Genomic DNA, 19,545 nt, shown 5'->3' on the forward strand with positions numbered 1-19,545 from the left:
TTAATATCACGCTCCCCTGATGCCCCTCAACGACAAATCCTTGTCATGGCGCAAATATATCCCCGCGTAACTCCAGCAAAACCTGATATTGAGGTAAAGTTGATCCTGCACGCAGCGCAAATCTCAACTGCGTGACAAAATAGAAAGAGATGTCGCCGGGCAAAGTCCATTGCCAAGTATGCGGACATCCAATAACAGAGACAAACCACGTAAAACGAATTCATCATGCGTATTTTGCTAGCAGAAGACGACAGCGTACTGGCCGACGGCTTGACCCGTTCGCTCAGGCAATCCGGCTATGCCACTGATTGTGTCAATGACGGGGAAGCGGCAGATACCGCGCTGACTACCCAGGATTTTGATTTGCTGATACTTGACCTGGGCCTGCCCAGATTGAGCGGGCTCGAAGTCTTGCGCCGTTTGCGCTCGCGCAATTCGCGTTTGCCAGTGCTGATACTGACAGCGGCAGATTCGGTCGAACAAAGGGTCAAGGGTCTGGACCTGGGCGCGGATGACTACATGGCCAAACCCTTTGCGCTGTCTGAACTCGAAGCACGCGTGCGGGCACTGACGCGGCGTGGCGCGGGTGGTGGGCCTACCGTCATCAAGCATGGGCCGCTGACTTATGACCAGGTAGGGCGTATCGCCTATATCCATGAACAGATGCTGGACTTGTCTGCGCGTGAGCTGGGCCTGCTCGAAGTACTGTTGCAACGTACCGGACGGCTGGTATCCAAGGAGCAACTGGTCGATCACCTGTGCGAATGGGGTGAAGAGGTCAGCAACAATGCCATCGAAGTCTATGTACACCGCCTGCGCAAGAAAATAGAGGTGGATGGCGTGCGTATAGCCACGGTACGCGGTCTTGGTTATTGCCTGGAAAAATTCTTTGTTCCTGCAACTGCCGCGGCAACAAGCTCTGCTACCGCCAGCACTGAACAAAAATGAGTCAACAGCCAGGCAGGGACGAAAGCGACGCAGCAGCGCCTGACAGCCTGGCTGGCAAGCAGCCCGAAGAAAAAACGCAACGCTCCCTGTTTGGTGAAATCCTTGACTGGATGCTGGCACCGCTCCTGCTGTTATGGCCGATGAGCATCGCCATCACCTATCTGGTGGCAAAGTCCATCGCCAACCAGCCTTTTGACCGTGCGCTCGAAGACAATGTGCTGGTATTGTCACAGCAGGTCAAAGAAATAGATGGCAAGGTCGTCACCCAGATGAGCAATCCGGCACGCGATATTTTGCGGGCGGATGACCTCGACAATATCTATTACCAGATCAAGATAAGCAAGGACAAGCTTATAGACGGTGACCGCGACCTGCCCATGCCCATGGATGAAGAAAGACCAGCCATAGGCACAGTACAGTTCAGGAATGCAGTATTACGCGGCATAGACATACGTGTTGCCTACAGCTATATCGATCTCAACAAGGCTGACCGACCCGACCGAAACAAAGACCACCACCTGGCCCTGGTGCAGGTTGCGGAGACACTGGAAAAACGTGCCCTGCTGGCGAATGAAATCATCAAGGGCGTCATCCTGCCGCAGTTCATTATCCTGCCGATTGCCCTGGCGCTGGTCTGGTTTGCCCTGAGCCGCGGCCTGTCACCCCTGGCAGAGTTGCAGCAGCGCATACGCGCGCGCAGGCCGGATGACCTCAGCCCCATCGATTCACGCCATGTGCCGGAAGAAATCACGCCCCTCGTCAAATCACTCAATGAAATGCTGGAAAGGCTGGCGCAAACCATCGCTATCCAGAAGCGTTTTATCGCCGATGCAGCACACCAGATGAAAACCCCGCTGGCCGGTTTGCGCATGCAGTCAGAGCTGGCCCTGCGCCAGACTGACCAGCAAGAGATACATCAGTCGCTGACACAACTGGCCACCAGTTCGGAAGCCGCCACACGCCTGGTCAATCAGTTGCTGACACTGGCACGCGCAGAAAATCTGGCCCCTGCCAATCAGCCGCGCGAACAGATAGACTTGAACATCCTGGCCCGTAATGTCGTGCAGGACTGGATACAGACCTCATTCGCAAAAAAAATAGACCTGGGTTTTGAGCAGGAAAAAAATGCGGTACTAATCTTTGGTAGTCCGCTGATGCTGCGTGAAATGCTCAGTAATCTCATCGACAATGCCTTGCGCTATACCCCGCAAGAACATAGCGTGACCGTGCGTGTGCGCATGGACCATGAGCAGGCACTGGCAATACTGGAAGTGGAGGACAATGGCCGTGGCATACCGGCAGAAGAGCGCGGGCGCGTGTTCGAGCGCTTTTACCGCATACTGGGTAGCAATGTGCAAGGTAGCGGCCTGGGTCTGTCCATCGTGCGCGAGATCGCCAGCCAGCATGAGGCAAGGATAGAAATACTCGATAATCCGCAACCACAGGACCCGGCCTGCCCCGGCTGCGTATTCCGCATTTCTTTCCAGTTGAATCCTTACGATGAACTTGCCATGGAGGGCTTGTCATGAGCACAGCACCTGAGCAGGCTGGCAGTGTCAGCAAACAATACTGGCGGCATACCCGGCGACTGACCGTGGCCCTGATGGCTTGCTGGGCAGTGCTGTGCTTTTGTGTGCTGTTCTTTGCGCGTGAATTGTCCAGCGTTGTTTTCTTTGGCTGGCCGTTTTCTTTCTACATGGCGGCGCAAGGCCTGACGCTGAGCTTTGTGCTGATACTGGCTATCTATTCACTCAGCATGGGCTGGATAGGCCGCAGGCAGACCGGGGACTGATCGCATGGCACAAAAGCGTTTTACCCAAAAACTGACGGTTTACTATCTCTGGTACACCCTACTGTTTTTCATCTTCCTGATCAGCCTGGCCATCCTCGAAAAAGAAGGCGTGCCACGCGCCTGGATAGGTTATCTGTTCATGTTTGCCACTATCGTGCTGTACGCAGGCATAGGTGTAGTCAGCCGCACGTCGGATATCAGCGAGTATTATGTCGCCGGGCGGCGCGTGCCTGCGGTTTTCAATGGCATGGCAACGGCAGCCGACTGGATGTCTGCCGCGAGTTTTTTGAGCCTGGCTGGCGGCCTGTATTTGCAGGGCTTTGATGGCCTCGCCTACATCATAGGCTGGACCGGCGGCTTTTGCCTGGTGGCGATGCTGATCGCACCTTACCTGCGCAAGTTTGGTCAATACACAATCCCAGATTTTCTCGGTGCACGCTTTGCCGGTAGCCCGGAAAACAATATGGTCAGGATACTGGCAGTCATTGCCACGGTATTCATTTCTTTCATCTACGTGGTCGCGCAAATCTATGGCGTGGGCCTGATCACTTCGCGCTTTACCGGCGTGGATTTTTCTGTTGGCATCTTCCTCGGCCTGGCCAGTATACTGGTGTGTTCTTTCCTGGGTGGCATGCGTGCCGTAACCTGGACCCAGGTTGCGCAATACATCATTATCATCATCGCCTTCCTGATCCCGGTTGCCTGGCTGTCAGTCAAACACACCAATAACCCGGTCGCGCCGCTCTCGTATGGGGCGGTGTTACCAGAGCTAAGCAACAAGGAAAAGATTTTTGAGTCAGATCCAAGGGAAAAAGAAGTCAGGGCCATTTACCGCCAGCGTGCCGACGAGTTGCAAAAGAAAATTCAACAATTACCGCAATCATGGGAAGATGGCCGTTTTGAATTGCAGCACAAACTCGAAGAATTAAAATCAGGCAATGCCTCGCTGCTGGAAATCAAGGCAGCTGGCCGCGTGCTGGCGAATTATCCCAAGTCGCCACAAGAAGCGCAAAACCGCTGGAATGAGGTACGCAATAATTATCTCGCCAAGGCACAACCCGGCTTTTCCAAATACACGCCCTATGCAGCAAAGGACAAGAAAGAGTCTGACAGCAAGCGCAATAATTTCATGGCACTGGTGCTATGCCTGATGATGGGTACTGCCGCCCTGCCGCATGTGCTGGTGCGCTACTACACGACACCCACGGTCAAGGAGAGCCGCGACTCGGTTTTCTGGTCACTGTTCTTTATCATGCTGCTGTACATCACGATACCGGCGCTGGCGATACTGGTTAAACACGATATCTATAATTCCCTGGTCGGTACAGAATTTTCCAAACTACCCGCCTGGGTCACTTACTGGGCCAATATAGACCGCAACAACCCGCTCGTGAATATCACCGACATCAACCATGACGGCATAGTCCAGCTAGCCGAGATTGTGCTCGACGGTGACATCGTCGTGCTGGCCACACCCGAGATTGCTGGCCTGCCGTATGTGGTGTCTGCATTGGTGGCTGCGGGTGGCCTGGCGGCGGCGCTCTCTACCGCAGATGGCTTGTTGTTAACGATATCGAATTCCCTGTCGCACGACATCTATTACAAAATCATAGACCCGCAAGCCTCAACACAAAAGCGGGTGACGATATCCAAGCTGCTATTACTGGTGGTGGCACTGGTGGCTGCCTATGTGGCTTCACTCAAGCCTGCGGATATTCTTTCATTGGTCGGCGCTGCATTTTCAGTGGCTGCTTCAGCGTTGTTCCCTTGCCTGGTACTGGGCATATTCTGGAAACGTGCGAACCGCCAGGGTGCTATCTGCGGCATGATTGCTGGCTTTGTAGTGTGCGTGTTTTATATGCTGTATACCCACCCGTTATTTGGTGGCAGCCCGGCGAATCAGTGGTTCAGCATTGCGCCCATATCGGCAGGTGTATTCGGCGTCCCGGCGGGGTTCGTCACCATGCTGGCAGTGAGTTTTTTCACGCCCAGGCCGGATCAAAAGACCTTGGATCTCGTGGATTTTATACGGCAGCCGTGAGAGCAGGACATGTCTGGCATTGGTAAAAAAGTAGATGTCGTAGGGCGCATTGCAATGCGCCCCAACCTCACGGACTTTCTAATACCATCTGCTCATCATCGCCCACACGCATGATTAAAAAAACTAAGGCATTGGCGGCACACCCGGTGATGTCTTTCGAAATAGCGCTGGCGACATGCCAAAGCGCTTGCGGAATATCTTCCCCAGATAGCTGACATCGGCTATGCCTGCTTCATCTGCGATGACAGCAATACTGTGGGCAGAATTGAGCAAGCGCCATTGCACATGCTGCAGGCGCAACTCATTCCAGTAGTTCTTTGCCGTCATGCCAAGCTCAGACAAAAACTGGCGGTCCAGCTGCCGCCTGCTGATACCGACCATGCCCGCAAGTTCATCGATGGTCTTGCTGGCGCTGAGCAGGCTGCGCATCAGGGCAATGGCGCGGCCGGTATGACGACTTGTCGCGGCTTCCGTATCGAGTGAGCGTAGTTGATGACTGCTGCTGCGCGCCTCATCGACCAGCATGTCGGCCAGGCCCTTCAGCGCACGGCTGCGGCCGCAGGCACGCGCCAGCATTTCTATCGCCAGGTCTATCGCTGCCATGCCACCGGCGCATGAAATTCGTTCACCGCGCTCGCCATCAAAACAGTACATTTGCCCGCTGACGACTTCTATACGGGGGAATGATGCCCGGAATTCAGCTTCATGCCGCCAGTGCAAGGCAACTTTATGCCCAGTCAGCAAACCACAGGCAGCCAGCAGGAAGCAGGCATTATCAATACAGACCAGCTTCACGCCATGCCCTGCCGCTTTACGCAGGATGTTTTTGTAGCGGGGTGCCAGCGCCTGCGTTGCCTGCGCGTTCCTGCCACCAAAAACTACCAGGTAATCAAAGTCTGCATAATTAATTTCTGCCGGTGTAAGCTGGACTTGTACATCGATGCCACTGCTGGATTTGATACTGCCCGCTTCCAGGCCGAGGATTTGCCAGGTGCAGTACCGCTGGCGGCTCTAGTCTGCCTCATCTGCGGTAAAGCGCAGCTTGTCCAGAAATCCCCCAAACGGCAGCATCGCAAATTCTGGCAAAGGCATGATCAGCAGGCGTATGTCTGCCACAGTCGTTTCAGTATGCACATAGCTTGGCATGATCGATGTCCATAATTTACCTTAATAAGTCTAGATATTACCATTTATAAAACATGATACTGTTTACACTGACTGCATGGAAAACGGGAGAAAACATGGCTTTGAACATCTGGATTATTTACGCAATCACAGTATTGGGACTGTCGCTGACACCTGGCCCAAATGGCTTGCTTGCAATGACACATGGCGCGATGTATGGCGCAAGAAAAGCCTTGTGGACCATCACTGGCGGCGTCGTGGGTTTTACTGCCCTGATTGCCTTGTCCATGTTTGGCCTGGGCGCCTTGCTGCAGGCATCTTCACATGCCCTGCTGGTGCTGAAGGTAGGCGGTGGGCTTTACCTGGTCTGGCTGGGCATACAGTTATGGCGCGCCCCCGCCCTGCATCTCTCGCTGAAAGAAAATAAGGGCAGTGCACATGGCTACATTCTGTTCCGCACCGGTTTGCTGACCGCCATTGCGAATCCAAAAGTGATCCTGTTCTATGGCGCTTTCTTGCCGCAGTTTATTGATCTGCAGCGCTCTTTGCTGACACAATTCCTGATCATGACAGCGACATTTGCGGGTATGGAATTTGTGGTCGAATGCCTGCTGGCCAGATTGGCCCACCAGATACGCCCCTGGCTGGAGCGCGGCGAAAAGCTGTTCAACCGCTCTTGCGGGACTTTATTTGTGCTGGCTGGTGCGGCCCTGCCAATCATCAAGTAAGGCCAGATTTTTGAATAAAAACCTGGCCCTGCCTTTGTAATCGTATTATGTGTGATCGTCTCTGCGCGCTTGCTGTGTAATATCACTCGGCAAGTGCTGACTGCAAGGACACAGGCTTGCTGGCCTGGACCATAGGAAACAGCCACCAGCGTTTGCCCGTTTGCGGTTCGGCAATATCGACTTCCTCGCCCATCTGCGGCGTACTGATTTTCACATCATGTTGCTTGGCAAGTGCGACAATACGCTCGAAGGGTTCGAACCAGCTATGCATGGACAGATCAAAGGTGCCATTATGGATAGGCAGCATGGTCTTGCCACGCAAATCGATATGCGCCTGCAAGGACTCTTCTGGCTGCATGTGCACATCAGGCCACATCTTGTTATAGGCACCGGTTTCTATCATGGTCAGGTCAAAGGGGCCGTATTTGTCACCTATCTCTTTGAAGCCCTTGAAGTAGCCAGTGTCGCCACTGAAAAATATTTTCAGCTCAGGCGTGAGTATGCTCCACGATGCCCACAGGGTCTGGTCACGGTCATGCAGGCCACGGCCAGAAAAATGCTGTGCAGGCGTCGCCACAAACTGTATGCCATTGACCCAGGTGCTTTGCCACCAGCCAAGTTGCTGGATTTTGTCTGCAGCTATACCCCATTTGATGAGGCGCTCACCAACACCTGTCGGTGTCAGGATGTGCTCAGTTTTTTTCGCCAGTTGCAAAATAGCAGCGTAATCAAGGTGATCATAATGGTCATGCGACAGGATGATGCCCTTGATAGGCGGCAGGTCAGCAATGCTGATAGGCGGCTGGTGAAAACGCTTGGGGCCCATCCACTGGAAGGGCGAAGCACGTTCAGAAAACACCGGGTCAGTCAGCCAGAATTCACCCTGCAACTTCATCAGCATGGTTGAATGTCCAAGGCGGTAGAGACTATTGTCCGGTGCAGCCAGCAACTGCTCTTGAGTCAGATCAAACACGGGTATGCTGCCACCCGGTACAGTGTCTTTGGGCTTGTCAAAGAAAAACTTCCACATGATTTTGAGGCTGCCCCACAAGCCGGGTTCGCGCATCTCTTTGTCATTGACAAAGCCGCCTGTAGCAGCGGGGGCCGGCGTTGCTGGCGCAATTGCAGTAGCAACGACGGGTAAATTCTGGGCATTGCTGGGATAAGAAACATAAGCCATGATGATCAACACTCCTGTCATGAAGAGACTGAATACAAACCGCGAAATTCGGGGCATAAATGATTGCGCCTGATGACTGCATAAAACTACACAAGAAAAATGCTGCGTCGAATATTTACACTACACAGTGTAGTTTCTAAATCTGAAAAAGTAAACTACTTAGTGTAAAATTCTTTTATCGCAGCCAGACAGGCTCAACCAGCACATCAGATAATAAAATTACAAAATGTCAGAACCCGTACGCCAGACCGACCGCAAGCGCGAAGCCATATTGCAGGCAGCCATCCATGAATTTCGCCTCAATGGTTTCGATGCAACCAGCATGGACAAGATCGCCGCCACAGCGGTGGTCTCCAAACGCACGGTGTACAACCACTTCCCCAGTAAAGACGATTTGTTCGCCGCAATATTGTTAAAATTGTGGCAAAGCGCTGTTTCTCAGGATGATTTTCGTTACCAGGCCGATAAAAACCTGCGCGAACAACTGGAAACTTTCCTTGGTAACAAGATGCGCCTGATGAGCGACACCAATTTCATCGACCTCGTCCGCGTCGCCGTGGCCGCCACCATCCACACCCCGGACCGCGCCCGCGACATGGTCGAACGCATGAGCAAACGCGAAGAAGGCATCGTCGCCTGGATCAGGGCAGCGCAAGCCGATGGCAAGCTGAAATCTGGCGACCCCTATTTCATGGGCGACATGTTGCAAGGCCAACTCAAGTCCCTGGCCTTCTGGCCGCAAGTCGCGATGGGGCAGCCTATGCTGGAAGAGCAGCAGCAAAAGGTGTTGATAGAACTGACGGCGGGAATGTTTTTGGGGTTTTACGGGGTGGCTGCTGATACCATGCAAGAAGATCGATAATTAGCGATAGCGCAAAATGTCAGACATCAAAAAAATGAAGTTGATCGCGGCACTCTACTTCGCTTACTTATTTATATGCTTGGCGGTAAATGCACTTATAGGTTGGCGACCACCGCTGCCATTCATGCCATACGGAGCTGGTATGATGATCGTGCTCGTTATCGGCATTATTTCAGGGTATTTGTTACACTCGCTCAAATCAAGACCAACCGTATTTCTTCACTTATTCAATTTTTGTTGCTTCCTGTACGCCTGCTATTTTGCGGTGACGATATTTATGCATATCAGGCTTGGTGACAATATTTATTGGATACGTACAATAGTCAATCTCCCGTTATTTTTTTTAGGCTGGTATGTTGTTCTGAACCTTAAAAAGATACAGCTGATGTTATTGAAAAAATTTGAATCATCGAGCAATTGAAAGCCGTATCCAATATGCGTGATGCAGATTGTTGATATGCTCAACTTTCAGTAGTATTTCAATGCTTATCAATTTCCTGACACGAATCATATCGCTCTTAATTTGGCATTACCAGTAAGCCTGGCTTACTATGACATGTCCACCTCGTAGGTGCGATTTGAGCGTAGCTTAATCACAGCTACGCGAGCCACAACAAATGATCAGCTTCACTCATTCTCTGAACAAGCAAATGAAAATTCAATACAAGCTTCTGCCACTTTTATTTTTTTCCCTTTGTCTGAGTGCATGCCATTCCTTGCTCAGAGTGTCGGGCAAGGTCGTGGATGAAGAAGGCAAGGCTGTCAGCAAAGCCTCTGTTTTCATTATTTATGGGAACTGGGTGAGTGAATCGACCACGCGTGAGGACGGTACATTTTCCAACGCGCAGGTGCATGGCGGGACTGAGAATCTGCAACTGCTGGTTTCCAAAGAAGGCAAGCAACTTTATTTGGAAACGCTGGATTACCACACATCCCCTGTCAGCAAGACCATAGTCCTGAAAAAAGGAACGCAGTCAGAATTGCAAACACCAGAGCATCATTCATAGACTTCTAATTCAGAAACATCAAACAACTTGATGGTTCAAATTCTCGTATGCATCTGCCAATTTCTGCCAGCTCTCATCGCTAAAGCTTTCGCGTCCAACAATAATAAATTTTCTTTTGCCATTCTTTTCCCACACGCAGGTAAAAGTATCGTCATTAAAATTTTTTTGCTTAAGAGACTGGAAATCAATCGTATCAACGATCTCACCACCTTTCATGACTGTAAGTTCACTTGGAGTGAAGATCAATTGATCACCCCATCTATTACGTCCAGAAAACTGCCATGGCATTGCGATGCATAAGGCTACAATCAGGCAAGCTGGCAGTACCCATGATTTATAAAAGTAGATATTCATGAGTATGACTCCGACTACAAGCCATAAAGGCATGGATTTTCTCAAACCACGAAAAAATGCCCCTTGCTGCTGGTCTTTCAGTATATGTATTTCTGTCATAATTTTTGGTGATGCTTGCATTGAAATGGATTGCAATCATAAGCTAAAACCCAGAGAACTCCGCTTTCTTGCTTGCTGATTTGGGGCCTGAACAGTGTTTAGATATCCTCTCCACTCCTCTCCAACACCGCCAACATCGCCCGCAAGCCCTCATTCAAACGCTTCAAATCCGCAGCATTTAAACCCGCCATGATGCGTCTCTCGTTCTCTACGTGAGCAACCAGCGCACGATCTACCAGATCTTTGCCGGTATCTGTCAATTGCACCAGCATGCTGCGGGCGTCGTCGGGGTTTTGCAGGCGTAGTATCCAGCCGCTGGCTTCGAGTTTTTGCAGTCTGTGTGTCATGGTGCCGGAGGTGACCATGAGTTTGGAGAACAGGTCAGTCGGGCTCATGCAGAAGGTGGCGCTGGAGCGGCGCAAGGTGGCCAGCATGTCGAATTCCCAGGCGCTCATGCCGAAGGTATTGAAGGTACTCTCAAGCGCGCGGCTCAGCAGGTCGCTGCAACGGCGCAGGCGGCCTATGTTTTCCATGGGGCTGCAATCAAGGTCTGGTCTGGCATTGCGCCATTGCTCCAAAATCTTGTCGACTGCATCCATCGTTTTTTCCGCCATCTTGCTCCCCTGATTATTCATTCGCGCATCAATTATTCGTTTGCGTATAGGTCGCCATTATATGGGTAGCCCTTTGGCGATTCATGTATTTACGCTCTTTCACCTCTTGCAGCGACCTTAAAGACCACACAAGGCATGTGCATTTATCTTGATATCAAGATAGTTTATGCTAAGATGAATTTATCTTGAACTCAAGACATTATCATGAAAACTGCGAATGCATCTTCACGTCTGGGCTTTTGGCTCGACACCTTGCTGACTGCCCTTGCCCCTGCCATCTGGGGCTCCACGTATATCGTTACCACTCAATTCCTGCCGCCAGACCGGCCATTTACTGCCGCCCTGCTGCGCTGCCTGCCTAGCGGGATTTTGCTGGTGCTGTTTTGCAAGCGCCTGCCCTTGCCGCGTGAATGGGGTCGCTTGCTGGTACTGGCTGCACTGAATATCGGTTTCTTCCAGGCGCTGCTGTTCATTGCTGCTTACCGTTTACCAGGTGGCATGGCAGCGGTGATTGGTTCAATACAGCCCTTGCTGATTATGGCAATGGTCTGGTTAATGGACAGGCGCAGGCCAGCCGCGCTGGCGATCACGGCCAGTGTCTGTGCCGTACTGGGGATGGCGGCGCTATTGCTATCAGCCACGGCGGTCATTGATGCCGTGGGTCTGGCAGCTGCTGCGGCCGGGGCGATCTGCATGGCGGGTGGCACTTATCTGTCGCGACGCTGGCAAAGCAGTTTGCCGGTATTGGCGTTCACAGGCTGGCAGCTCTTGCTCGGAGGTTTGATCCTGCTGCCTTTAAGTCTGCTGGTAGATGCCCCGCTGCCTGCACTGAACATGACGCAGATTTTGGGTTATGCCTATCTGTCCGTCGTTGGTGCCTTGCTGGCCTACAGTCTGTGGTTTCGCGGCATAGCACGCTTGTCACCGGTGGCCGTGTCTTCACTGGGTTTGTTAAGCCCCATCACCGCCGTCATCCTGGGCTGGATTGTGCTTGATCAAAGCATGCGCGGACTCTCGCTGGCAGGTTTATTGATCGTTCTTGCCAGCGTCATCGTTGTGCAAAAAAGCATGCGTAGCCAGGCTTGATTTTCTAATCACCATTCGTTTAATTGAGGAATAAAAATGCACGCATCCATACAAGAAATTATTGAATCCCGCATTTCTGCGAATAACTATGACAGCAGCCGCAAGCTCAGCCATGACGAGATCAGCGAGCTCGTGCGCCTGGCGACACTGGCACCTTCTGCCTATAATTTTCAGAACTGGAAATTCCTGGCGGTTGTCAGCGACGAGGCTAAGCAGCGTTTGCAGGCAGCAGCTTTCAACCAACAAAAAGTCAGCGATGCTGCGGTGACTTTCATCATCTGCGGCACCTTGAATGCCCACACCCAACTGGAACCCGCCTTGCGCCCCTCCGTAGATGCTGGGATCATCGATAACAAGATGCTGACAACATGGGTGAGCATGGCTGAACAAAGCCATACCAATAATGCGGTGCTGCAAAGGGATGAAGCCCTGCGCTCAGCATCGCTGGCGGCAATGACCTTGATGCTGGCAGCACAAGGCAAGGGGCTGGCATCTTGCGCGTTAAGTGGTTTTGATGCAGATGCGGTGACGCGTGAGTTTGATCTGCATGCCACAGAAATCCCGGTCATGCTGATCACGGTGGGCTATGCCGCCACAGGCAACTGGCCGCAAAAACCACGCAAGCAAGTGCATGAAGTGATGCAACTGGTTTGAGAGCCTGTTGAGGATTTACCAGGGCAGCGTCTCACCAGCATAAGTATAAAACTCACCCGATTGTGCAGGCTTCATGCTGTTGATCACCGCCAGCATTTCACTGGCTGCCTGCGTGACAGGGCGGCCTATGCTTGCGCCGCGAAAAGGTTGCGACAAGGCGGTGTTGACCGTGCCGGGGTGCAAGGCAAATAAGACTGCATCAGGATGGGTGCGTTTGAGTTCTATGGCGGCGGTCTTGATCATCATGTTCAGCGCCGCCTTGGATGCGCGGTAGCTATACCAGCCGCCGAGGCGATTGTCTCCTATACTGCCGACCTTGGCAGATAGCATGGCCATGACACCTCTCTGTTTGTCGAGCAGAGGTGCGAAGTGACGCAGGAGCAAGGCAGGACCAAAGGTGTTGACGAGAAAGGTCGCCTGCATTTGTGCATATTGCAAATCGGCCAGTTTTTTCTCGGGCATGAAGTCAGCAGTATGCAATACACCCGTCGCATTGATGATGAGATGAAAAGGGCCATGCTCTTTCATCACAGTAGCGGCTTGCGCGATACCTTCTTCACTGGCGAAGTCCAGCGGCGGCTGGCTTTGGCGATGCAGACTTACAACCAGGCCGCAATGTTCTTGCGCACGCAATAATTCTACAAATGCCGCACCTATGCCGCCAGATGCACCGATGACTAACGCCCTGAAGCCCTGCGGGAAGGAGCTTAGCAAACTATCCGCCATCATAGCCACCCTTGCTTCCACATGGTCGTGTCAGCCAGTTCCCGCCAGGCGATCTTGCGTTTGGCCTTGGTATACACGGCTTCAAGCTCAACAAATTCTACCTGGGCATTCATGACAAGCTGCCCTTCTTGTTGCTCAGGCAAATAGACTTTACTGACCAGAAAATGCTTTTGTTTGGCGACGACTTCTACCGCAGTCCATTTGGAGAGCATGAGCTTGTTTGGCTGTATGGGATTCATTTTCTGGCTTTCAAATGGTGCTATATCTACTTAAAGATCATCGAGCCTGGCACGTATATCTGTTGCCCTGTCGCGCAGCGCCTGCAAGACGTCTTTATCCATTTTCCTGAGTTGCGGATATACCATGCCTATGCGGGGGTTACTGGATAACTTGTCTTCGTTGCGCGCAAAAAAATCCCAGTACAGGGCATTGTAGGGGCAAGCTTGTTCGCTTGTACGTTGCTTTTTATCGTAATGGCAGCCCTTGCAATAATCACTCATCTTGTCGATATAGGCTGCGGCGGATACATAGGGTTTGGTGGCCAGCATACCACCGTCAGCAAACTGGCTCATGCCCAAAGTATTGGGCAATTCTACCCACTCAAACGCATCGATATAAACACCCAGGTACCAGCGATGAACTTGCTGCGGCTGCAAGCCCGCCAGCAAGGCAAAATTGCCGATGACCATCAGGCGTTGAATATGGTGGGCATGGGCTTGCTCCAGCGACTGGCTGATGGCACTGGAGAGGCAACGCATTTTTGTTTTACCAGTCCAGAACCATGCTGGTAATTCTGCCTCATGGCCAAAGAAATTATGTTCTTCATAGCCTGGCATTTGCGCCCAGTAAATGCCGCGCACATATTCTCGCCAGCCCAGTATCTGCCGTATATAGCCCTCTACTGCAGGCAGTGCGGCATGGCCGGCCCAGAGTGCCGCCTCTACCTTGCTGACCACTTCTTGCGGCTGCAGCATTTTGACATTCAAGGCGAAAGAAATCAGTGAATGAAACAAGCGCCATGACTTGCTGCTCATGGCATCCTGAAACTCACCAAAATGCGGCAAGGCATGCTGGATGAAAGCATCAAGTTGCGCCAGTGCTTCTGCTCGATTCAGCGGCCAGGCAAAATTACTCGCGTTCGCCTCACCAAAGCTATTGATGCCTGCCTGCTGTATGGTTTCCCACAAGCCTGAATGATCATGCCGTGGCCGGAAGTCTGCCGGTTCCCAGGGTATGCCGGGCCAGGCTTTGCGGTTGTCGTGGTCGTAATTCCATTGCCCGCCGACTGGTTTGTTGGCTTCTTCCAGCAAGACCTGGTGCTTGACCCGCATGTGGCGATAGAAATTTTCCATCAACCATTTCTTGCGGCCTTCAAACAGGATGGCGGCTTCATCACGGCGGGTAAAAAAATGTTCACTACTGCGCATGCGGCAATTGATCTTGCTGGCATCGCAATAGGCGGCGAGTTGTGCATCAAGCCTGAATTCATCAGGCTCCTGGTATTCAAACTGACTGCATTGGTAATGTGCCAGCAGCCAGTCAAGATTGGCTGTCAGAGATTGCGTATTGTCTGCATCATCGATAGCCAGATAATGCAGGCGATGGCCAGCAGCCTGGAGTTGCGCAGCCAGCTCGCGCATGGCGGCGAAGATGGCGATAATTTTTTGCGCATGATGGAGAACGTAATCTGTCTCTTGACGGATTTCCATCATGACATAGACGACATCGTCAGAAGCTTGGCTAAACCAGCTATGCGCAGGATAGAGCTGGTCACCGAGTATCAGGCGCAATGTCGTTGCAGGTGCAGTAGATTGCATGGTGCTTTCCGATCTGATAACGGCTCTCAAGTCTGAGACTTGCTATTGCGATTGCTCTGGCTGTTGCTGCGGCAGCGCTGGGAACAGTATTTGACCTCGTCCCAGTTTTTTTCCCATTTCTTGCGCCAGTTAAATGGCAGGCCGCAAGTCTGGCAAAGCTTGCTGGGCAGGTCGGCCTTTTTGCGCATTTTCATTTGAATCCGCCTCTGAATAAGACCATCGGGGAGATGCCTTGATCATGCAAATGAAGAGATGGCTGCATTGTGCAGCCATCTGTATTGCCACTAACTGATTCCAAAAATGGCGTCTTTATTGATCATAACGTGCCAGGCTGGCTTCGAGATGCGGGGTCAGCTCATCAGCAGAGCTGATGGTCATGCCAAGTTCACTCAGCAAACCGTCGCGCAGACCATACACCCAGCCATGCACAGTCAGTGACTGACCACGCTCCCAGGCGTCTTGTACGACAGTGGTGCGGCAAAGATTGACCACCTGTTCAATGACATTGAGCTCGCACAGGCGTTCGCTTTTCTCTTGCACAGACAATACCTCGCCCAGGTATTTCTCATGTTTTTGATGCACGTCCTGCACATGGCGCAGCCAGTTGTCGGCCAGGCCAACACGGCGGTTGGTCATGGCAGCATGCACGCCTGAGCAGCCATAATGGCCGCAGATAATGATGTGTTTGACACCCAGTACATCAATCGCGAATTGCAATACAGACAGGCAATTGAGGTCAGAATGCACAACCACGTTGGCGATATTGCGGTGAACAAACAGTTCGCCAGGCAAAAGGCCCAGCAATTCATTGGCTGGAACGCGGCTGTCAGAGCAGCCTATCCATAAGTATTCAGGGCTTTGCTGTGCCGCCAGCGTCTTGAAGAAGTTGGCGTCTTTTGCCGTGATGGCAGCAGCCCATTTGCGGTTGTTTTCAAATAATTGCTGTGGAGTCAATCCAGTGTTGCTTGTTGCGTTCATGCTCTCGCCCATTTATTCTAGACAGGCGAGATTCTACCTGCAATGTGCACTGGCTGCTTGATTAAGCCCTAATATATCCGGGCATGGTCTATCTGACATGAGCGAAATATTCATATTGCATGACAATCCTGTATCGGCAATACTTGATAAAAACCAATACTTGATAAAAACCAACACCCGGAAAACGGAGTTCAGGGCATGACCTCAGGCAAGTGTGGCAAAACCGTTGCGAAGTGGCTAGTTGCATTCAGCATTTTTTGTCTGCATGCTGCCTGCCCTGTCCTTGCGCAGCAAGAGAGCATACGCATCGCCACCTTTGGCCAGGGCGGCCCCATGGAAAAAGCTGCAGCAATTCATCTGACCGAGTGTTATAAAAAGCTCGGCATGCAGGTCGAGTTCGTCAACCTGCCCGGCAACCGCGCCTTGCAGGAATCAAACAGTGGGCGCCTGGATGGTGAACTCATGCGCAAGACGGGCCTGGGTGTGGAATATCCCAATCTCCTGCAAATCATGGTGCCGCTGGCAACCACTAATACCGTAGCCTTTGCCATGGATAAAAACATCGATCTCGACAAAGGCTGGGCCAGCCTGAAAGAACATACGTTTTCTTATGAAACCGGCACCAAGGTCATAGAACAAAATACCCAGGGCTTCAGTACCGGCCATGCCGAACATAATATCAAGGCGGCTTTCAGGCAGATGCTGAACCGCCGGGTAGAGCTCATTGTCATTGACGAACAGGCAGGTTTGCAACTGGTCAAAGAGATGGGTCTCGAAGGCACAGTGCACATGCTGACCCCACCCATCAGCACGACACCGCTCTACCATTACCTGCACAAGAAACATGCAGACCTGGCCAACAGGCTGGAAGCTTTGCTACGCAAGAATCATTGAACCAGGTAGGCGCGTATTTTGCCTGCATGGGTCAAGAATCAGTGGCAGAATTCCTTCATCATTTCATTCAATCTCAATGGCAGCCCGGCATCAAGCCTTTGCTCGTCGGTGATGTCGGGATTAATGGTGCACACCTTGAAAGGTGTTTTTGACACCAGTTCCAGCCCATAATCCCTGGGTATTCCGCTGGCTTTCAGATAGCGGTCAATACGGCCAACCATGCTTCCGGCCTGCTCAAATAAGCCTAACCTGGCAGCCTTGCGCGCCATAAAGAAACTCAGCAAGTGATTTTCCTGTGAACGCCAACTCTCGTTTTCTTCGGATTCGCCACCGGTATTGGTGTGCTGAAAAACAACCGACACCAAAGCAAAATCCCTCGCTGTCCAGGGCAGCTCATCGACCATCATTTCAAACAGGCGCATGCGGTGGGCAGCATCTGATTTCAACTCTGCGGGCCTGTCATAAACATCGCCCCGCTTGAACAGAGAACGCGTCTTTTGGTCTTGTTGATAGATTTTTTCAATTTCGGCAGACCTGCTCATGCTTTCAGCGCTGGCAGCAGCATTAAAAGCAAGGGCTAGTAACAATAATCCGGTTTTTAATATCGTCATTGGGTGTCTGCTGGTTGATATCCTGGATATGTACAGAACTCAAGGTGATGCTTCGAAAGCCAATGTCTTACCTGCCCCGCGCCACTGCCCCAGTAATTTATTGCCTTCCCGGCGATAACTGATGGTTGCGCTTGGTTTGCCCTTGCCGTCAAATTCAGTCAGCTCGGTTACATCCTTCTTGCGCGCTGCTTTGAGCGGTATGGCTTGGCGATGTTTGTCATAAAAGTAGCGCGAGCTTGAGTAATATGCACCTTCAACACTATCTGTCAGCATCAGGGTAATGGGCGTATTGCCATTGATCTTGCCGTGAAAAACCTGGGCATAGGGATTGATGTCAGCAATCGCTCCATCCCCCTCATCGAGCAAAATATATTTCCCATAGCTGCTGAGGTAAGCTGTCAATTGCGGTGCTTTGAGTGTCATGACCAGATTGCCCAGATCATCAATGGCGCGGTTCACATGTGCTGAACACGTACCGCTATCAAAACTCAGTGCACCATCAAGTATGCTTATCTGACCGGGATACTTCAGATACAAATCATAGAGACTGCCAGATTTGGTATAACGTTCTTCCAGGCAACGCTCGTATAGTTCGATCTGATCAGCCACCGTTTCTTTGTCGCGCTCTTTCGTACCCTTGTTACGCAATTTTTCCAGACGAGCTATTTCAGTTCGCAAACGCCTCGCATTGGTTTTTTGCGCCAGTATCGCCAGGGCCTTTTTACCAGGCTCGCTTAATAATTCCAAAGGCGTGATGACACGCCCTGTCCTTGCATCAAAGTCAAAACGGATTTCATTCAAGCTGCAATATGCGCCACAGCCCTCAGTACTGACAACGATAGCATATTGTCGCTTGCCGTTCAGCAGGCCCGAAGATGCTGGCTCCATGGACTCAAGAGGAAGCTCCAGCTCTATCAGTGCCATCTTTGCAGCAGTGTTTTCTTTCGCAGGTGGCAAAGTATTCAATAACTGTATATGCAAAAAGTTATTGATACGATCTGCCACCTGCCGATCCTCAGTCGAGATGAAAGGTATCGTCAGTTCTACCTTCTCTCCCATGTTGTTCTTGCTGGTGTACTTGAGCGGTTTGTCGCTGAAAGTAGCACCCAGGCAAGTGCCAGACAATAGCAAGGCACTGCCAAAGAGACTGAAGAGCTTGATATTTTTAGCGAACATCATCCGCGTGCCGGTATCAACAAGCCCCGCTGCACCGCCGGGCGCCCGACAAACTCGGCCAGGGCACGTTGCACATGGGGGAAGTCATTGATACCTACCAGCTCGCCTGCCTCATAAAAACCGATGAGGTTGCGTATCCATGGGAAGATCGCGATATCGGCAATGGTATAGGTATCGCCCATGATCCATTTGCGGTCGGCCAGGCGTTGATTGACGACGGCCAGCAGGCGCGTGGACTCTGCCACGTAGCGGTCGCGCGGGCGTTTGTCTTCATAGGCCTTGCCTGCAAATTTATTGAAGAAACCAAGCTGCCCAAACATCGGGCCTATGCCACCCATCTGGAACATCAGCCATTGCAGACATTCATAACGCTCAGCCGCATCGGCGGGGATGCACTGCCCGGTCTTGTCTGCCAGGTAGATCAGGATGGCACCGGATTCAAACAGGGCCAGTGGCTTGTCACCGGGGCCTTGCGGGTCAATGATGGCAGGGATTTTATTATTCGGGTTCAGCGACAGGAATTCTGGCGACATCTGGTCATTGGTCTCAAAGCTGACGAGGTGGGGTTCATAAGCCAGGCCGGTTTCTTCGAGCATGATGGAAACCTTGACGCCATTCGGTGTCGGCAGTGAATACAGTTGCAGGCGCTCAGGATGCTGGGCTGGCCATTTTTTGGTGATGGGGAAATTATTAAGAACAGAGCTGGACATGGTGTTTCCTTCCTGGGTTAATCTTAGAGCGGCCTTTCAGGCGCAGAAACCAGATGCTAATCCATTTATGAAATTTCTGCGCAGGGCCATCATATCTGTGATGGCGAGTGGACGACATTTGGGCTAAGCTGCACGACTTGTGC

At 51.8% G+C, this 19,545-nt stretch carries 23 protein-coding genes; 10 read left to right on the top strand and 13 right to left on the bottom strand.

The window, feature by feature from the left end:
- The first annotated feature begins 225 nt into the window (after positions 1 to 225).
- The 4 genes from UNDYM_RS22835 to UNDYM_RS22850 are packed head-to-tail and all read left to right on the top strand — an operon-like array spanning position 226 to position 4,781.
- Positions 226 to 948: a response regulator transcription factor gene (locus UNDYM_RS22835; protein WP_162043168.1), complete on the top strand. Its 723-nt coding sequence runs from the start codon at positions 226 to 228 to the stop codon at positions 946 to 948.
- Entirely contained in the window at positions 945 to 2,477 is a 1,533-nt protein-coding gene (locus tag UNDYM_RS22840) for a sensor histidine kinase (RefSeq protein WP_162043169.1), read from the top strand. Before UNDYM_RS22835 ends, UNDYM_RS22840 begins: the two co-directional genes overlap by 4 nt.
- Positions 2,474 to 2,740 carry a DUF4212 domain-containing protein gene (locus UNDYM_RS22845; protein WP_162043170.1) on the top strand — a complete coding sequence of 89 codons (267 nt, stop codon included), beginning with the start codon at positions 2,474 to 2,476 and terminating at the stop codon, positions 2,738 to 2,740. The genes UNDYM_RS22840 and UNDYM_RS22845 overlap by 4 nt, the downstream gene beginning before the upstream one ends.
- Positions 2,741 to 2,744: 4 nt before the next feature.
- Entirely contained in the window at positions 2,745 to 4,781 is a 2,037-nt protein-coding gene (locus tag UNDYM_RS22850) for a sodium:solute symporter family protein (protein WP_162043171.1), read from the top strand.
- A 123-nt stretch (positions 4,782 to 4,904) separates the two neighbouring features.
- Here the strand turns inward: UNDYM_RS22850 and UNDYM_RS22855 are convergent, their stop codons facing one another.
- Both UNDYM_RS22855 and UNDYM_RS31165 read right to left on the bottom strand, forming a co-directional pair.
- The gene (locus tag UNDYM_RS22855; RefSeq protein WP_370529492.1) at positions 4,905 to 5,765 is read right to left on the bottom strand and encodes a GlxA family transcriptional regulator; all 861 of its coding nucleotides are present in this window, start codon (positions 5,763 to 5,765) and stop codon (positions 4,905 to 4,907) included.
- Between the two features lie 27 nt (positions 5,766 to 5,792).
- On the bottom strand, positions 5,793 to 5,927 hold the full coding sequence (locus tag UNDYM_RS31165; RefSeq protein ID WP_255456498.1) for a hypothetical protein: 135 nt from the start codon (positions 5,925 to 5,927) through the stop codon (positions 5,793 to 5,795).
- Positions 5,928 to 6,022: 95 nt separating this feature from the next.
- Here UNDYM_RS31165 and UNDYM_RS22860 point away from each other — a divergent pair, with 95 nt between their 5' ends.
- Positions 6,023 to 6,634, top strand: a complete 612-nt coding sequence (locus UNDYM_RS22860; protein WP_162044754.1) for a LysE family translocator — start codon at positions 6,023 to 6,025, stop codon at positions 6,632 to 6,634.
- 82 nt (positions 6,635 to 6,716) lie between these two features.
- Here UNDYM_RS22860 and UNDYM_RS22865 read toward each other — a convergent pair whose 3' ends face one another.
- The gene (locus tag UNDYM_RS22865) at positions 6,717 to 7,814 is read right to left on the bottom strand and encodes an MBL fold metallo-hydrolase (RefSeq protein ID WP_174244962.1); all 1,098 of its coding nucleotides are present in this window, start codon (positions 7,812 to 7,814) and stop codon (positions 6,717 to 6,719) included.
- Between the two features lie 226 nt (positions 7,815 to 8,040).
- Between UNDYM_RS22865 and UNDYM_RS22870 the strand changes: the two genes are divergently transcribed.
- Together UNDYM_RS22870 and UNDYM_RS22875 are read left to right on the top strand one after the other, a co-directional pair.
- A complete protein-coding gene (locus UNDYM_RS22870) occupies positions 8,041 to 8,676 on the top strand; it encodes a TetR/AcrR family transcriptional regulator (RefSeq protein WP_162043172.1) in 636 nt (211 codons plus the stop codon).
- Positions 8,677 to 9,416: 740 nt separating this feature from the next.
- Complete coding sequence (locus UNDYM_RS22875; protein WP_162043173.1) at positions 9,417 to 9,683, top strand: hypothetical protein; 267 nt, start codon at positions 9,417 to 9,419, stop codon at positions 9,681 to 9,683.
- Positions 9,684 to 9,701: 18 nt separating this feature from the next.
- Here UNDYM_RS22875 and UNDYM_RS22880 read toward each other — a convergent pair whose 3' ends face one another.
- Entirely contained in the window at positions 9,702 to 10,157 is a 456-nt protein-coding gene (locus tag UNDYM_RS22880; RefSeq protein ID WP_162043174.1) for a hypothetical protein, read from the bottom strand.
- A gap of 77 nt (positions 10,158 to 10,234) precedes the next feature.
- Entirely contained in the window at positions 10,235 to 10,750 is a 516-nt protein-coding gene (locus UNDYM_RS22885; protein ID WP_162043175.1) for a MarR family winged helix-turn-helix transcriptional regulator, read from the bottom strand.
- Positions 10,751 to 10,954: 204 nt separating this feature from the next.
- On the opposite strand from UNDYM_RS22885, the gene UNDYM_RS22890 reads away from it, so the two are divergent.
- Together UNDYM_RS22890 and UNDYM_RS22895 are read left to right on the top strand one after the other, a co-directional pair.
- Positions 10,955 to 11,836: an EamA family transporter gene (locus UNDYM_RS22890; RefSeq protein WP_162043176.1), complete on the top strand. Its 882-nt coding sequence runs from the start codon at positions 10,955 to 10,957 to the stop codon at positions 11,834 to 11,836.
- A 36-nt stretch (positions 11,837 to 11,872) separates the two neighbouring features.
- The gene (locus tag UNDYM_RS22895; protein ID WP_162043177.1) at positions 11,873 to 12,490 is read left to right on the top strand and encodes a nitroreductase family protein; all 618 of its coding nucleotides are present in this window, start codon (positions 11,873 to 11,875) and stop codon (positions 12,488 to 12,490) included.
- Between the two features lie 15 nt (positions 12,491 to 12,505).
- On the opposite strand, the gene UNDYM_RS22900 is transcribed toward UNDYM_RS22895, so the two are convergent.
- The 5 genes from UNDYM_RS22900 to can all read right to left on the bottom strand — a co-directional run bounded on the left by UNDYM_RS22900 (position 12,506) and on the right by can (position 16,011).
- Positions 12,506 to 13,216: an SDR family NAD(P)-dependent oxidoreductase gene (locus UNDYM_RS22900; RefSeq protein ID WP_370529366.1), complete on the bottom strand. Its 711-nt coding sequence runs from the start codon at positions 13,214 to 13,216 to the stop codon at positions 12,506 to 12,508.
- Positions 13,216 to 13,455 carry a TIGR02450 family Trp-rich protein gene (locus UNDYM_RS22905; RefSeq protein WP_162043179.1) on the bottom strand — a complete coding sequence of 80 codons (240 nt, stop codon included), beginning with the start codon at positions 13,453 to 13,455 and terminating at the stop codon, positions 13,216 to 13,218. The genes UNDYM_RS22900 and UNDYM_RS22905 overlap by 1 nt, the downstream gene beginning before the upstream one ends.
- 30 nt (positions 13,456 to 13,485) lie before the next feature.
- Positions 13,486 to 15,033 (bottom strand): cryptochrome/photolyase family protein, encoded by a 1,548-nt coding sequence (locus UNDYM_RS22910; RefSeq protein ID WP_162043180.1) that lies wholly within the window; start codon positions 15,031 to 15,033, stop codon positions 13,486 to 13,488.
- Between the two features lie 26 nt (positions 15,034 to 15,059).
- Positions 15,060 to 15,227 (bottom strand): DUF2256 domain-containing protein, encoded by a 168-nt coding sequence (locus UNDYM_RS22915; RefSeq protein WP_162043181.1) that lies wholly within the window; start codon positions 15,225 to 15,227, stop codon positions 15,060 to 15,062.
- Positions 15,228 to 15,342: 115 nt separating this feature from the next.
- On the bottom strand, positions 15,343 to 16,011 hold the full coding sequence (gene can / locus UNDYM_RS22920) for a carbonate dehydratase (protein WP_162043182.1): 669 nt from the start codon (positions 16,009 to 16,011) through the stop codon (positions 15,343 to 15,345).
- Between the two features lie 198 nt (positions 16,012 to 16,209).
- On the opposite strand from can, the gene UNDYM_RS22925 reads away from it, so the two are divergent.
- Complete coding sequence (locus UNDYM_RS22925) at positions 16,210 to 16,905, top strand: transporter substrate-binding domain-containing protein (RefSeq protein WP_162043183.1); 696 nt, start codon at positions 16,210 to 16,212, stop codon at positions 16,903 to 16,905.
- Between the two features lie 38 nt (positions 16,906 to 16,943).
- Here the strand turns inward: UNDYM_RS22925 and UNDYM_RS22930 are convergent, their stop codons facing one another.
- From UNDYM_RS22930 to UNDYM_RS22940, 3 genes are read right to left on the bottom strand one after another with little or no spacing between them, the layout of a single operon-like run.
- The gene (locus UNDYM_RS22930; protein ID WP_162043184.1) at positions 16,944 to 17,516 is read right to left on the bottom strand and encodes a hypothetical protein; all 573 of its coding nucleotides are present in this window, start codon (positions 17,514 to 17,516) and stop codon (positions 16,944 to 16,946) included.
- 39 nt (positions 17,517 to 17,555) lie between these two features.
- On the bottom strand, positions 17,556 to 18,695 hold the full coding sequence (locus UNDYM_RS22935; protein WP_232063569.1) for a hypothetical protein: 1,140 nt from the start codon (positions 18,693 to 18,695) through the stop codon (positions 17,556 to 17,558).
- On the bottom strand, positions 18,692 to 19,402 hold the full coding sequence (locus UNDYM_RS22940) for a glutathione S-transferase N-terminal domain-containing protein (RefSeq protein ID WP_162043186.1): 711 nt from the start codon (positions 19,400 to 19,402) through the stop codon (positions 18,692 to 18,694). The genes UNDYM_RS22935 and UNDYM_RS22940 overlap by 4 nt, the downstream gene beginning before the upstream one ends.
- Positions 19,403 to 19,545 lie beyond the last annotated feature (143 nt).

Origin of the sequence: Undibacterium sp. YM2 (genome assembly GCF_009937975.1) — a bacterium.
GTDB lineage: Bacteria > Pseudomonadota > Gammaproteobacteria > Burkholderiales > Burkholderiaceae_D > Undibacterium.

What these genes read in the sequence shown, in the direction of transcription:
- UNDYM_RS22835 (WP_162043168.1), top strand. Translation starts at nt 226, where the DNA reads ATGCGTATTTTGCTAGCAGAAGACGACAGCGTACTGGCCGACGGCTTG.
- UNDYM_RS22840 (WP_162043169.1), top strand. Translation starts at nt 945, where the DNA reads ATGAGTCAACAGCCAGGCAGGGACGAAAGCGACGCAGCAGCGCCTGAC.
- UNDYM_RS22845 (WP_162043170.1), top strand. Translation starts at nt 2,474, where the DNA reads ATGAGCACAGCACCTGAGCAGGCTGGCAGTGTCAGCAAACAATACTGG.
- UNDYM_RS22850 (WP_162043171.1), top strand. Translation starts at nt 2,745, where the DNA reads ATGGCACAAAAGCGTTTTACCCAAAAACTGACGGTTTACTATCTCTGG.
- UNDYM_RS31165 (WP_255456498.1), bottom strand. Translation starts at nt 5,927, where the DNA reads ATGCCAAGCTATGTGCATACTGAAACGACTGTGGCAGACATACGCCTG.
- UNDYM_RS22860 (WP_162044754.1), top strand. Translation starts at nt 6,023, where the DNA reads ATGGCTTTGAACATCTGGATTATTTACGCAATCACAGTATTGGGACTG.
- UNDYM_RS22865 (WP_174244962.1), bottom strand. Translation starts at nt 7,814, where the DNA reads ATGGCTTATGTTTCTTATCCCAGCAATGCCCAGAATTTACCCGTCGTT.
- UNDYM_RS22870 (WP_162043172.1), top strand. Translation starts at nt 8,041, where the DNA reads ATGTCAGAACCCGTACGCCAGACCGACCGCAAGCGCGAAGCCATATTG.
- UNDYM_RS22880 (WP_162043174.1), bottom strand. Translation starts at nt 10,157, where the DNA reads ATGCAAGCATCACCAAAAATTATGACAGAAATACATATACTGAAAGAC.
- UNDYM_RS22885 (WP_162043175.1), bottom strand. Translation starts at nt 10,750, where the DNA reads ATGGCGGAAAAAACGATGGATGCAGTCGACAAGATTTTGGAGCAATGG.
- UNDYM_RS22890 (WP_162043176.1), top strand. Translation starts at nt 10,955, where the DNA reads ATGAAAACTGCGAATGCATCTTCACGTCTGGGCTTTTGGCTCGACACC.
- UNDYM_RS22895 (WP_162043177.1), top strand. Translation starts at nt 11,873, where the DNA reads ATGCACGCATCCATACAAGAAATTATTGAATCCCGCATTTCTGCGAAT.
- UNDYM_RS22900 (WP_370529366.1), bottom strand. Translation starts at nt 13,216, where the DNA reads ATGGCGGATAGTTTGCTAAGCTCCTTCCCGCAGGGCTTCAGGGCGTTA.
- UNDYM_RS22905 (WP_162043179.1), bottom strand. Translation starts at nt 13,455, where the DNA reads ATGAATCCCATACAGCCAAACAAGCTCATGCTCTCCAAATGGACTGCG.
- UNDYM_RS22910 (WP_162043180.1), bottom strand. Translation starts at nt 15,033, where the DNA reads ATGCAATCTACTGCACCTGCAACGACATTGCGCCTGATACTCGGTGAC.
- UNDYM_RS22915 (WP_162043181.1), bottom strand. Translation starts at nt 15,227, where the DNA reads ATGAAAATGCGCAAAAAGGCCGACCTGCCCAGCAAGCTTTGCCAGACT.
- can (WP_162043182.1), bottom strand. Translation starts at nt 16,011, where the DNA reads ATGAACGCAACAAGCAACACTGGATTGACTCCACAGCAATTATTTGAA.
- UNDYM_RS22925 (WP_162043183.1), top strand. Translation starts at nt 16,210, where the DNA reads ATGACCTCAGGCAAGTGTGGCAAAACCGTTGCGAAGTGGCTAGTTGCA.
- UNDYM_RS22930 (WP_162043184.1), bottom strand. Translation starts at nt 17,516, where the DNA reads ATGACGATATTAAAAACCGGATTATTGTTACTAGCCCTTGCTTTTAAT.
- UNDYM_RS22935 (WP_232063569.1), bottom strand. Translation starts at nt 18,695, where the DNA reads ATGATGTTCGCTAAAAATATCAAGCTCTTCAGTCTCTTTGGCAGTGCC.
- UNDYM_RS22940 (WP_162043186.1), bottom strand. Translation starts at nt 19,402, where the DNA reads ATGTCCAGCTCTGTTCTTAATAATTTCCCCATCACCAAAAAATGGCCA.